We start from the raw sequence: 12,207 nt of genomic DNA on the forward strand, positions 1-12,207 counted from the left end.
CTCCATCGTGGCACGCGGCACGTCGCCCGCCGGCGCTGCCAATATGGGGCGTGATGCCCGCTCCCCCGCCCGCCCCGGTCCGCGACCCGGCCTGGTCGCTGTCCCGCTCGGCGATCGGCCTGTGGCTCACCCAGGGCGTCGTCACCACGGTCGTCGACGTGCTGCTGGTGACCGCCTTCCTCCTGCTCGTCCCCGCCGACGCCGGGCCGCTGGCCGGCGTCGCGCACTGGGCGCTCCCGGTACTGGCGGCGGTGCACGGGATCGTGGCCGTCGCGGTGCGACCGCGGCTGCGCTACCGGGTGCACCGGTGGGAGGTCACCGACGAGGCCGTCTACACCCTGACCGGCTGGCTGACCCGGACCTGGACGCTGGTGCCGATCTCCCGGATCCAGACCGTCGACGTCACCCGCGGCGTCCTGCAGGGGCTGTTCGGGCTGTCCACCGTGCTGGTGCTCACCGCCTCCTCGCAGGGGACGGTCCGGGTGCCGCACCTGGAGACCGACGTCGCCCGGCGGGTCGCCGACGACCTCGCCCGCCGGGCCGAGCTGGTCCGGGACGAGGCCACGTGAGCGCCCTGTGAGCGGTCCGTGATCGACGGGTCGGCCCCGCCGGTCCCGGGACGGCGCACCTCACCCCGGGTGCTGCTGGTGCACACGGTCACCTTCCGGCAGGCCCGCTCGCTGGTCCCCGTGGTGCTGGGCGTCGGGGCGGCCCGCGGCCTGGACGACGGGGCGTGGACGGTCGCGGCGCTGGTCGTGGGGATCACGCTGCTCTCGCTGCTGTGGGCGGCGGTGACCTGGTGGCGCTTCAGCTACGTCGTGGGCGAGAGCAGCGTCGTCGTCACCCGCGGCCTGGTCACCCGCTCGGTCCGCACCGTGCCGCTGGACCGGGTGCGCGGTGTGGAGGTGGAGGCGCCGCTGATGCACCGGGTGTTCGGCCTGGTCCGCGTGCGCATCGACGCGGCCGCCGGCTCGGCGGTGGGCGGCGCCGAGGAGCTGCTGGTCGACGGGGTGACCCGGGCCGAGGGGGACCGGCTGCGCGCGCTGCTGCTCACCCGCCGCGACCGGTCCGCGGCGGTGCCTCCGGACGGCGCCGGGGACGACAGCGGGGACGGCGGCGGGCCGGCGGGTCCGGTCGCGGCCGTCGAGGAGGAGATCGCCCGCTTCGACAACCGCTGGCTGCTCTACGCCCCCCTGGTCGGGGGCTACCTCGCCGTGCCGCTGGCCGCCGTGGGCGCGCTCGGCCGGCTGCTCGACGAGCTGCCCGAGCGCTACGTCCCGGACGTCCGCGGCCCCGACGTCGTGGACGGCTGGACGGTCGCCGCCGCCGTGGCAGCCGCCCTGCTGCTGCTCGTGCTGGGGTCGGTCGTCGGTGCGGCGGTGGTCAACTGGCGCTTCCGGCTGGTCCGCCGCGGCGGGTCGCTGGTCGCCGTCCGGGGGCTGGTCACCCGCCGGCACACCGAGCTGGAGATCGACCGCATCCGCGGCTACACCGTCAGCGAGGGCCTGGGCATGCGGCTGGTCGGGGCGGCCCGGGCCAGCGCGCTGGTCACCGGGCTCGGGGACGCCACCCGCCGGGGCCAGCTGCTGCCCCTGGGTCCACGCGAGCAGGCCTGGGCGCTGGGTGAACGGCTGGTCGAGGCGCCCCGGCCACTGCGTCCGCACCCCCCGGCGGCCCGGCGGCGGGCGGTGGTGCGCTCCGTCGTCCCCGGGCTCGTGCTGCTGGCTGCCGGCGTCCCGGCCACCGCCGCGCTGGGCTGGTGGGGCGTCCCGGTCGCCGGCGCCGTGCTGGCCGTGCTGGGCGTGCCGCTCGGGCTGGGGCGGTACGCGGCCCTCGGCCACGCCGCGGGGCCGCGGTCGCTCGCCGTCCGCTCGGGCTGGCTGCTGCGCTCGCACACCGTCCTGCAGCGCCGGGCCGTCATCGGCTGGCAGGTGCGGCAGAGCCCCTTCCAGCGCCGGGCGGGGCTGGCCACCGTGCTGGCCTGCGTGGGCGCCGGCAGCGGCGGCTACGCAGCGGTCGACATGGCCGCCGACGAGGCCGCCGCCTTCGCCGAGGCCGCCTCGGGCCGGTGGGCGGGCACCCTGCGCGTGCCGGACCGACCCGTCCGGGCGCCACGGCACCGGTGATCTTGCCCAGCGCCGCCGCCACGGGTGACACTGGGGCCGTGGGGAGCGGAGCCGAGGTCGTGCTGCGGGCGCTGATGCTGCGCGCCGTCGCCGTCCGCGTCGTCGTGCTCGTCTCCACGCTCGGGATGCTGGCGACGGTGCTGCCGCTCGACGCCCCGGGCACCGCGCTGAGCGCCGTCCTCGCGCTGGCCCTGACCACCGGCCTGCTGCTCCCGGCCGCCCGCTCCACCGTCCCGGCACCGGGGTCCGCCCGGTCGCCGGACGCACCCGCAGCCGACGAGCGCTGCCACCGCGGGGTGTTCCGGCGCCAGACGAGCCCGGACGCCCCCGGTCGCGTCCGCCCGCGCGCACCGCAACCCGCCTGACCCGCTGCCGACGCGGCGCCCGCCCCCGGCGGGCGTCCCGCACCGCCTGAGCGGTACGTCCGCAGCGCCTCGCCCCCGGCAGCCCCGGTCCCGTACCGGCCGCCTGCCCGTGCGCTCCGACGCCTCCTGCCGCTCCCGGCGGCAGCCGGCTCCCTCCCTCTCCCGCGTCCCGGTCCCGTGCCGCTCCGCGCCACGGGCGCCGCGCCGACGCCTCCTCCTCACGACTCGAGGTCCCCCGTGCTCGACTGGCTCTACACGTCCATCGCCTGGGTGCTCAAGCAGTGCCACGCCCTGTTCTCCACCGTCCTCGACCCGGCAGGCGGCGGCGCCTGGGCGCTGGCGGTCCTCCTGCTGGTCGTCGCCGTCCGCTCGCTGCTGCTCCCGCTCGCCGTCGCCCAGATGCGCTCGCACCGCGCCGCCCAGGCCCTCCAGCCCGAGGTCGACGCCCTCCGCGCCCGGCACGGCGACGACCTGCAGGGAGCCGGTGCCGCCGTGCTGGCGCTGCGGCGCGAGCGCGGGGTCAGCCCGCTGCCCGGCTGCCTGCCCGCCCTGCTGCAGGCGCCGGTGTTCCTGGCCCTGTTGCACGTCCTCCGCCGGATCTCCCCGGACGCGGAGGGGCTCTACAGCTGGTCCGACGCCCTCACCCGCCAGGCTGCGCAGGCCGAGGTCCTCGGCGCGCCGCTGGCCAGCTCGTTCACCCTGGCCGGGCTGCCGGCGAGTTGGGCGGTCCCGCTGCTGCTGATGGTCGCCATGTCCCTGGCCGGCTTCCTCACCCAGCGGCTGGTGCAGCGCCGGTCCGGGCCGGTGCAGGGCCCGGCGGCCACGGTGCAGGGCCTGCTGCTCTACGGGATGCCGCTGACGCTGTTCGCCTCCGGGTTCCTCTTCCCGATCGGGGTGCTGCTGTACTGGGCTGCCAGCAACCTGTGGACCCTCGGCCAGCAGGTCGTGCTGCTCCGCCGGTTCCCGCCACCGCGCTGAGACCGGCAGGCTGCCGGGACCGGAGGAGGAGCCGTGCCGATCGACGCCGACGAGCTGGCGGCGCTGCTGCCGCCGACGGATCCGGCACCCGGGTCCGAGCTCCGCGGCGGGGAGACCACGGACGGGGTGCGCTTCTCCGGTGCTGCGCTCACGGGGGACGCCACCGGCGCCCGGTTCCTCGAGTGCGTGCTGGCCGACTGCGACCTCGGCGGCGTCGGCTTCGACCGGGCTCGGCTGGCCACCTGTCTGCTCACCGGCGTCCGCTCCTCGGCCTGGTCGCTGCTGGACGCCCGGCTGCTGGACGTGGTGGTGGAGGGCGGCCGGTTCGGCGCGGTCACGGCGCACGGCAGCGACCTGACCCGGGTCCGGCTGGGTGACCTGAAGGTGGACTACCTCGGCCTGCGCAACGCCACGCTGGTCGACGTGACCCTGGCCGGGTGCACGGTCGGCGAACTGGACCTGGCCGGCGCCGATCTGCGGGACCTGCGGCTGACCTGCTGCACGATCGGCTCGCTGGTGCTCGAGGGGGCCCGCTGCCGATCGGTCGACCTGCGGAGCGCCCGGGTGGACCGGCTGGACGGCGTCGCCGGGCTGCGCGGCTGCACCATCGACCCCGCCCAGCTCGTCGCGTGGGCGCCGGACCTGTCCGCCGAGCTGGGCATCACGGTCGGCTGAGCCGGCCGGTCAGGTCCGCACCAGGCCGGCGCCGGCCGCGCCGGCGCTGAGCTCGTCGAGGCCGAACGCCTGGACCGGGCCCAGCGCGCCGGTGCCCCGGACCCCCTCGGTGGCCGCCCGGACCGCGCCCCAGGCCAGCAGGTCAGCGGTCAGCGCGTACGGGTCGGGGCCGCGCAGCGCCACCGCGGCGACGCGCACGCCGGCGGCGTCGCGCACCTCGGCCAGCACCCGGGTGGACACCTGCCCACCGGACGACGGCGCCTCGGCCACCCGGCCCCCGACGAAGGCCGCGAGCCGGGGCACGGCGTCCCGCACCCCCGGGACCCGGGCCAGCCAGGGCGTCAGCGGCGCGAGCCGGTGCACCACCGGCGTGGCCGGCCCGAACCAGTCGAGGTGGACGCCGACGTCGGTGAGCGTGGGGGCCAGCGGCGGCAGGGTCAGGTGCTCGGCGCCGCCGACGGACAGCCCGTGCCGGGTCCGGCCGCCCACGATGAACTGCCAGGACCGGACGGCGGCGGCCTGGTCGACCAGCCGGCCCCCCTCGAAGGCGTGCCCCTGCTCCAGCGCCACCCCGATCAGCGAGACCAGGGTCCCGCGGGAGAAGGCCTGCCCGTGGACGCCGTCCAGCGCGTAGCCCACCGACAGCCGGGCGGCCCGCGGGCCGGCCTCGGCCAGGGCGAGCGCCCCGGCGAGGGTCCCGGGGACGTAGTCGTGACCGAAGGCGGTGAGCAGCGCGGCGCCGGTCGCCTCGGCACGCGGACCGTGCCGCTCGAACACCCGCCGCAGGAACGGCGGCTCGCCGGTCGAGTCGAGGTAGACCGCGCCGGCGTCCGCGGCGGCAGCCACGACGGCCTCACCGAGCTGCAGGAACGGCCCGACGGTGGTGACCAGCACGTCGCCGCGCCCGACCAGTCGCCGCACGCTCGCCACATCGGCGACGTCCACCGTCACGGTCTCCAGCGGGCCGCCGTCCCCGCCCAGCTCCGCGGCCAGGGGCGCCAGCCGGGCCGGGCTGCGGCCGGCCAGCACGGGGCGCGCCCCGCGGGCGGCCAGCGCCCGGGCGGTGCGCCCACCGGTGTGCCCGGTGGCGCCGAGCAGGACGATCCGTGCGGGCATGCGCGGACCCTAACCGGGCCGCTCCGACCGGCACGTCCGGGCGGGTCGTGCGTGTGGATCACCCGCCCGGGTAGGGCGGGGTCGATGCGCGGCCGGTCAGTGCCCCCACGAGTGCGCGGCTCCACGCCCGGACCCGTCGGGCCCGTCCAGGCCGACGCGGCCGGCGAGGGCGGCCGCCTCCACCCGGGTGCTGACCCCCAGCTGCCGCAGCAGGCCGGCCACCAGCCGTTTCACCGTGCGCTCGGACACGTGCAGCGTGGTCGCCATGTCCACGGTGCTGGTGCCGGCGGCGACCAGCCGCCACAGCCGCCGGTCGTCGCTGGTCAGCCGCTCCGCGATGCCCTGGTCGCCGGTGGGCGCGGCGTCGTCGAGCAGCTGGCGGAGCAGCGGCTCCGGGACCACCGACCAGCCGTCCAGCACCGCCAGCAGCGGGAGGACCAGCGCCTCCGGCGTCGCCGTCTTGGGCAGGAAGCCGGCCGCACCGGCGCGCAGCGCCTCGAGCGCCGCGTCCGGCTCGGCCAGTCCGGACAGGGCGACGACCCGGGTCAGCGGCTCCGTCCGGCGGATGGCCGCGATCGCCCGGACACCCCCGGGCGGGGGCATGTGCAGGTCCACGACGGCGACGTCGGCGTGGTGCCGGCGGACCAGCGCGGCGCCCGCCGACGCGTCGTCCGTCGTCCCGACGACCTGCACGCGGCCACCGCTCACCGGGGGCAGCAGCAACGCCAGCCCTCGGCTGAACAGCGGGTGGTCGTCGATGACGACCACGTCCACCGGAGGACCGTGCCCAGCCCCGGCACCGATCGCGTGTTCCTCCACGTGTCCCCCTGCCCCGGACCGCGTCCGGCGTGGCTGACCGACCGCACTCCTGGAGGTGCCCGTGACCCTGTCCACCGACACACGACCGTCCGCCCCGACCGGGCTGCTCACCGACCTGCTGGGGGTCCTGCGGAACCGGCTGCGCCCGACGGCGGTGCCACCGGTGGCCCCGGCGGACGCCCTGGTCCGGGCACTGTGCCACGACATGCGCAGCCCGCTGGCCGCGCTGCAGTCCGTGCTGGACCACCTCGACACCGACACGCACCCGCAGCTGGTGCAGCTGGCCCGGGAACAGGCCTCCCAGCTGTCCTCCATGCTGCGCACCGCCGACGCCACCGGGGGCGCACCGGAGCGCCGTGGCCTGCGCCGGCTCGGTGACGTGGTCCGGGCCTCGGTGGCCGCCTCCGGGCTCCCGCCCGAGCAGCTCCGCGTGGAGATCGCCGGGGACGCCTGCGACGTCGCGGTGGCCGACGCCCGGGTGCAGCGCATCCTCACCAACCTGCTGGAGAACGCGCACCGGCACGGCGGCGGGGCCCCGGTCGGGCTGCGGGTCGCCCGCCGCGCCGACTGGGTGGACCTCGCGCTGACCCAGGCCGGCGTGCCGACCGACCGGGTGCTGGGACACCTGACCCGCAGCGAGCCGCCGGTGGACCTCACCGGGCTGGGGCTGTGGTCGGTGCAGCGGCAGACCCGCGAGCTGGGCGGCCGGCTGGCCTGGTGCACCGACGACGACGGGGCGTTCACCCTCGTCGTCCGACTCCCCGACCGTTGACAGGTCGGCCCCCGGGGGCCACGGGACGGCACGGGGGTGACAGCGGGGAGGGGCATCCCAGTGGTGTCACCGCGAGGGCGGCGACAGCGACCACCGCAGAGGGAGACGCCCGTGTTCACGCACACCCACGCCCTGCAGTTCGAGGCCAAGCCGGACGGCCCGGACGCCGACTTCGCCCGCAAGATGCAGGAGGTGCTCGGCGGCCAGTGGGGCGAGATGACCGTCGCCACCCAGTACCTGCTGCAGGGCTGGAACTGCCGGCTGCCCGGCAAGTACAAGGACATGCTGCTGGCGATCGGCACCGAGGAACTGGCGCACGTCGAGATGATCGTGACGATGATCGACCGGCTGCTGGACCACGTGCCGCTCAAGCCGGACGCCGCGGACCGCACCAAGGAGGCAGCCGCGGGCTATGGCCAGCACAACCCCCAGCACGCCATCGTCAACGGTGCCGGCGCCTCCTACATGGACAGCATGGGCAACCCGTGGACCGGCGCCTACGTGACCGCCAGCGGCAACCTGTACGCGGACTTCTCCTACAACGCCACCGCCGAGATGCAGGGCCGGCTGCAGGTCGCCCGGCTGTGGAACATGACCGACGACCCCGGCGTGAAGGACCTGCTCCGCTTCCTCCTCACCCGGGACCACATGCACCAGCAGCAGTGGTTGGCCGCGATGGAGGAGCTCAAGGCCGACGGTCTGGACGGCATCCCGGTCCCCGAGGCGTTCCCGCTGGAGGAGGAGCTCCCGGAGTTCGCCTACACGTTCATCGACGCGTCCGACGGCCCCGAGGCCGCCTCCGGGCGGTGGGCCAGCGGTCCGGCCCTGGACGGGACGGACAACGTCCTCCGGGCGGCCCCGATCGCCGCGCACGCCGACGCCCCGATCCTGCCGCCGGGCGACCCGCGGTTGTACGGCACGCCGCCCGCCCCCGGCACCTCCCTGCTGCAGAAGGCCAAGGACGCCCTCAAGTAGGACCCGTTCTCCCCTGCGCCGTCGCCGTGCCGGCGCCCCGGACCCGTCTCCCGCGGGCCTGGGACGCCGGCCGGCGGGCCGCCCCCGACCCGGAGGTCCTGCCGTGCACCTGACCAGCCCCGTCCTGCACGTCCCCGCGCTGCGCCTGTCCCTGCCCCGGTCGACCGGGCGTCCGCTGCCCGTCGCCACCCTGCTGCTCACCGCCGTCTACCTCGCGGCGGTGCTCGTGGCGCTGACCGCGCCCGGCGCGAACACGCTGGCCGGGCTCGTCGTCCTGGCCGGCCTGACCGCCCGCTGGGCGGTGCACCGCCGCCGCTCCGCCGTCGGCGCGGTCACCGCCGCGACCGCCGCCGTCGACACCGTGCTCCCCGAGGAGGCCCCCGCCGTCGCCCCGGCGACCGCTTGAAGAAGGACCCCGCTGCCCCCCACGACTCGCAAGCTCGCCGCGGGCCCCTGCAGCGGGGCCGTTCCACGAGCGTGCGAGCGGTGGGGGGCAGGAGGGTCCTTCTTCAGTGCTCGACGGCCTTCTCCGCCCCGATGCCGGTGAGCGACCGCACCTCGAGCTCGGCGTTCTTGAGCTCGTCCGGCTGTTCCTTGGACAGCTTCGTGCCGAGCCAGCCCAGGAAGAACGAGAGCGGGATCGACACCAGGCCGGGGTTGTTCAGCGGGAACAGGTGGAAGTCCACGTCCTGCAGCAGCGACGGGCTCAGCCCGGTCGCCGGGTTCACCGGCGCACCCGAGACGACGGGAGAGAAGATGATCAGGGTCACGCAGGCGATCAGCCCCCCGTAGATCGACCACAGCGCGCCCTGGGTGGTGAAGCGGCTCCAGAACAGCGTGTAGATGATCGTCGGCAGGTTCGCCGACGCGGCGACGGCGAACGCCAGGGCCACCAGGAAGGCGATGTTGATGCCCGCCCGGAGCGCCAGGATGCCCAGCCCGATGGAGATGGCGCCGATCACGATCGCGGTGATCCGGGCGACGCGCACCTCCCCGTTCCCGGACACCTGCCCCTTCTTGATCACCGACGCGTAGACGTCATGGGCGAAGGACGCCGACGCGGTGATGGTCAGGCCGGCGACGACGGCGAGGATCGTCGCGAACGCGACCCCGGCGATGACGCCGAGCAGCACTGTCCCGCCCAGCTCGAAGGCCAGCAGCGGCGCGGCCGCGTTCACCGCACCGGGTGCCCCCAGGATCGTGTCGGCTCCCACGAGGGCGCCGGCGCCGTACCCGATGACCAGGCTGAACAGGTAGAAGATCCCGATCAGCCAGATCGCCCACACCACCGAACGACGGGCGTCCTTGGCGGTGGGCACGGTGTAGAAGCGCATCAGCACGTGCGGCAGGCCCGCCGTCCCCAGCACCAGGGCCAGACCCAGGGAGAGGAAGTCCAGCTTCGACGTCCCGGTGGCGCCGTACTGGGCTCCCGGGGCGAGGACGTCCCGCGGCGTGGCGGCCGCGGCGGAGCTCTCGGCCGCGCCACCGAGCAGCGCGGACAGGTTGAAGCCGTACTTGCCGAGCACCCACACCGTCATCACGAAGGCGCCGAAGATGAGCAGCGTCGCCTTGATGATCTGCACGTAGGTGGTGCCGCGCATGCCGCCCACCAGCACGTAGAAGATCATCAGCGCGCCGACGATGGTGACGACGATGGCCTGGGCCGCCTCGCCACTCACCCCGAGCAGCAGGGTGACCAGCCCGCCGGCACCGGCCATCTGCGCCAGCAGGTAGAACAGCGACACGGTGAGCGTCGAGATCGCGGCGGCCATGCGCACCGGCGTCTGCCGCATCCGGAACGCAAGGACGTCGGCCATCGTGTAGCGGGCGGTGTTGCGCATGAGCTCGGCGACCAGCAGCAGCGCCACGAGCCAGGCGACGAGGAAGCCGATGGAGTAGAGGAAGCCGTCGTAGCCGTAGACGGCGATGGCCCCGGCGATGCCGAGGAACGAGGCGGCCGACAGGTAGTCGCCGGCGATGGCCAGGCCGTTCTGGGTGCCGCTGATGTTGCGGCCGGCCGCGTAGTAGTCCGCGGCGCTCTTGTTGTTGCTGCTGGCCTTGAACGTGATGGCCAGCGTGATGAGCACGAAGACGCCGAAGATCGAGATGTTGATGATCGGGTTGCCGATCGTCTCGGTCGCCGCGGCGGCGGCGGTGACGTCACGCACGGGACGCCCCCTCGGTGCCGGCCGGACCGGTGGACCGGCCGCCCTCGGCGAACTCGTGCGCCTCGAGCCGGCCGCGCATCTCGTCGGCGATCGGGTCGGTCTGCCGGTTGGCGTGCGCGACGTAGACGTGGGTGATGACGAACGTCGTCACGAACTGGCCCAGGCCGAGCAGGATCCCGATGTTGATGTTGCCGAGCACGGGGGTGGACATGAAGTCCGGGGCGTAGGTGGAGAGCAGCAGGTAGAGCACGTACCAGGTGAAGAACGCCACGGTCATCGGGAAGGCGAACCGGCGGAACCGCCGCTTCAGGTCTACGAACTCCGGGCTGTTCTGCGCCGCCCGGTACTCCTCGGGGGTGAGGAGCCTGCGTTCTGGAGGTTGGGTCACGGGACACCTTCCGTGTGCGTGGCCTGAGAGGTGATCGGAGTCACCCTAGGTTGCGTACCGCCCGTCGGCGAGGGGCGGTGCGCCAGACGTGACCGCGAAGTGACCAGGGACGGTCGGCCCCCGGGAACGCGGGCGCATCGGTCCTGGTCACGGGTCCGTCCGGTCCGCGGAGGCCGGCTCGTCCCCGGCCGCCAGCGCGGACCGGACGGCGTCCCGGTGGACGGCGAGCAGCCGCCACAGCGCCGCGGCGACCGCCAGCTGGGCGCAGCCCGCGACCACGAAGACCGTGGGCACCGTGGTGGCGTCGGCGAGCAGGCCGCCCAGCAGCGCGCCCAGGGGGATCGCCCCCCAGACCAGCGTGCGGTAGCCGCCCTGGACCCGGCCGAACAGCTCGGCCGGGATCATCGCCTGCCGCAGCGACATGGTCAGCACGTTCCAGAACATCACCCCCACCGCACCGGCGGCCATCAGCGCGGCCGCGACGAGGCCGTGCGAGGTGAGCCCGGAGCCCAGCGTGGCGAGCCCGGCGACCACCGCACCGGCGACCAGCACCGGCGAGCGGCCGAACCGGGCGCCGAGAGGCGCCGCGACCAGCCCGCCCAGCACCGCGCCGACGCCGGAGGCGGTCATCAGCAGCCCGAAGCCCGCCTCGCCGACCCGCAGCACCTCCAGGGCCCAGAGCACCAGGACGCCGGTGGTCAGCGACTGGAGGCCCGAGGTGCTGGCCGACACCAGGGTGAGGCCGCGCAGGAAGCGGTGCCGCCACAGCCAGCTCACCCCGTCGGCGACGTCCCGCCCGATGCCGGCCGGTCCACCGCCGTCGGCGCGGGTCGGCCGGTGCCGACCGGCGACGGTGCAGACCAGGACGCCGCCCAGCGCGTAGGCGGCCGCCGTGGTCAGGAACGGGGCCGCGGCGGCCACCGCGAACAGCGCCGCCCCCACCGGCGCGCCGACGAAGCCCTCACCGGCGGTCTCCCCCACGGTCAGCAGGCCGTTGCCGCGGTCGAGCTGGTCGCGCCGGACGACCTGCGGCAGCATCGCCCGGGCCGCGCTGTCGTAGAACGTCTCGGCCACCCCGACGCCGAAGGCGACGACGTAGAGGACGGCGAGCGACGCGGTCCCCGTCAGCACGGTGACGCCGAGGGCGCCCAGCGCCAGTGCCCGCACGGTGGTGGCCGCGGCCATGGCCCGCTTGCGGTCCACCCGGTCCACGACCGCGCCGGCCGGCAGGGCGAAGAGCAGCCAGGGCAGGAACGCCAGCGAGGTCAGCGCGGCGACCAGCACCGGGTCGCGGGTCAGGCTGGCCGCCAGCAGCGGCAGCGCCACCCGGGTGATCCCGTCAGCCAGGTTGGCCGACGCGCTGGCGGCGAGCAGCCGCCGGAACGCCGGGCCGAGGGGACGGGTCACCGCCCCGACCCTGCCAGCCCGGACCGGCCCGACCGGCCGGGCCCCCGGGAGCCGGACCGGTCCGTCACCTCCGACCGGGGCCGACCTGCCCCGAGCCTGTCAGGGGATCGGGGGACGGAGGACCTTGCCGAGGTGCACGGACGTCAGCACGTCGTCCACCCGCTCGCGCCGCTGCTCGACGTACCCGGCCCGCCGGTAGAGCCGCAGCGACCGCCCAGCGCGCTCCGCAGCTCGTCGGGGGTCTCCACCAGGGCGGGCAGCCGGGGGTCGTCGTAGACCTGCGCCTCGGTCACGAAGGCGGCCCGCTGCAGGGTCAGCAGCTCGCCGGCGTCCGCGGGCACGGCGGGGGTGATCCGCAGGGACGACACCGCCGGACGGTACCGACGGGTCATCCCGCAGGACGACGCGCGGTTCACCC

General features: G+C 75.8%; 14 protein-coding genes. 8 read left to right on the plus strand and 6 right to left on the minus strand.

The genetic code is table 11. The features are described from left to right. Window positions 1–53 precede the first annotated feature (53 nt). The 5 genes from ACWIX6_RS22955 to ACWIX6_RS22975 all read left to right on the plus strand — a co-directional run bounded on the left by ACWIX6_RS22955 (window position 54) and on the right by ACWIX6_RS22975 (window position 4,144). Window positions 54–569: a PH domain-containing protein gene (locus tag ACWIX6_RS22955; protein WP_448614756.1), complete on the plus strand. Its 516-nt coding sequence runs from the start codon at window positions 54–56 to the stop codon at window positions 567–569. A gap of 18 nt (window positions 570–587) precedes the next feature. Beyond that, window positions 588–2,126: a PH domain-containing protein gene (locus ACWIX6_RS22960; RefSeq protein ID WP_448614757.1), complete on the plus strand. Its 1,539-nt coding sequence runs from the start codon at window positions 588–590 to the stop codon at window positions 2,124–2,126. Window positions 2,127–2,164: 38 nt separating this feature from the next. Beyond that, the gene (locus ACWIX6_RS22965) at window positions 2,165–2,491 is read left to right on the plus strand and encodes a DUF6412 domain-containing protein (protein ID WP_448614758.1); all 327 of its coding nucleotides are present in this window, start codon (window positions 2,165–2,167) and stop codon (window positions 2,489–2,491) included. A gap of 237 nt (window positions 2,492–2,728) precedes the next feature. Beyond that, window positions 2,729–3,469: a membrane protein insertase YidC gene (gene yidC, locus ACWIX6_RS22970; RefSeq protein ID WP_448614759.1), complete on the plus strand. Its 741-nt coding sequence runs from the start codon at window positions 2,729–2,731 to the stop codon at window positions 3,467–3,469. Between the two features lie 33 nt (window positions 3,470–3,502). Further along, the gene (locus ACWIX6_RS22975; protein ID WP_448614760.1) at window positions 3,503–4,144 is read left to right on the plus strand and encodes a pentapeptide repeat-containing protein; all 642 of its coding nucleotides are present in this window, start codon (window positions 3,503–3,505) and stop codon (window positions 4,142–4,144) included. A gap of 9 nt (window positions 4,145–4,153) precedes the next feature. Here ACWIX6_RS22975 and ACWIX6_RS22980 read toward each other — a convergent pair whose 3' ends face one another. Further along, a complete protein-coding gene (locus tag ACWIX6_RS22980; RefSeq protein WP_448614761.1) occupies window positions 4,154–5,260 on the minus strand; it encodes an SDR family NAD(P)-dependent oxidoreductase in 1,107 nt (368 codons plus the stop codon). A gap of 96 nt (window positions 5,261–5,356) precedes the next feature. Further along, window positions 5,357–6,034: a response regulator gene (locus ACWIX6_RS22985; RefSeq protein WP_448614762.1), complete on the minus strand. Its 678-nt coding sequence runs from the start codon at window positions 6,032–6,034 to the stop codon at window positions 5,357–5,359. A 106-nt stretch (window positions 6,035–6,140) separates the two neighbouring features. Here ACWIX6_RS22985 and ACWIX6_RS22990 point away from each other — a divergent pair, with 106 nt between their 5' ends. The 3 genes from ACWIX6_RS22990 (at window position 6,141) to ACWIX6_RS23000 (ending at window position 8,232) form a co-directional block, all read left to right on the plus strand. Continuing rightward, complete coding sequence (locus ACWIX6_RS22990; RefSeq protein WP_448614763.1) at window positions 6,141–6,851, plus strand: sensor histidine kinase; 711 nt, start codon at window positions 6,141–6,143, stop codon at window positions 6,849–6,851. A 111-nt stretch (window positions 6,852–6,962) separates the two neighbouring features. Beyond that, a complete protein-coding gene (locus tag ACWIX6_RS22995; RefSeq protein ID WP_448614764.1) occupies window positions 6,963–7,826 on the plus strand; it encodes a manganese catalase family protein in 864 nt (287 codons plus the stop codon). Window positions 7,827–7,929: 103 nt separating this feature from the next. Then, window positions 7,930–8,232 carry a hypothetical protein gene (locus ACWIX6_RS23000; protein WP_448614765.1) on the plus strand — a complete coding sequence of 101 codons (303 nt, stop codon included), beginning with the start codon at window positions 7,930–7,932 and terminating at the stop codon, window positions 8,230–8,232. A gap of 103 nt (window positions 8,233–8,335) precedes the next feature. On the opposite strand, the gene ACWIX6_RS23005 is transcribed toward ACWIX6_RS23000, so the two are convergent. From ACWIX6_RS23005 to ACWIX6_RS23020, 4 genes are all read right to left on the minus strand, one after another. Beyond that, window positions 8,336–9,994 (minus strand): solute symporter family protein, encoded by a 1,659-nt coding sequence (locus ACWIX6_RS23005; protein WP_448614766.1) that lies wholly within the window; start codon window positions 9,992–9,994, stop codon window positions 8,336–8,338. Then, window positions 9,987–10,382, minus strand: a complete 396-nt coding sequence (locus tag ACWIX6_RS23010; protein WP_448614767.1) for a DUF485 domain-containing protein — start codon at window positions 10,380–10,382, stop codon at window positions 9,987–9,989. Before ACWIX6_RS23010 ends, ACWIX6_RS23005 begins: the two co-directional genes overlap by 8 nt. A gap of 147 nt (window positions 10,383–10,529) precedes the next feature. Continuing rightward, the gene (locus tag ACWIX6_RS23015) at window positions 10,530–11,789 is read right to left on the minus strand and encodes an MFS transporter (protein ID WP_448614768.1); all 1,260 of its coding nucleotides are present in this window, start codon (window positions 11,787–11,789) and stop codon (window positions 10,530–10,532) included. A 143-nt stretch (window positions 11,790–11,932) separates the two neighbouring features. After that, window positions 11,933–12,157: a hypothetical protein gene (locus ACWIX6_RS23020; protein WP_448614769.1), complete on the minus strand. Its 225-nt coding sequence runs from the start codon at window positions 12,155–12,157 to the stop codon at window positions 11,933–11,935. Between the last annotated feature and the right edge of the window lie 50 nt (window positions 12,158–12,207).

This window comes from Modestobacter sp. URMC 112 (assembly GCF_053502575.1).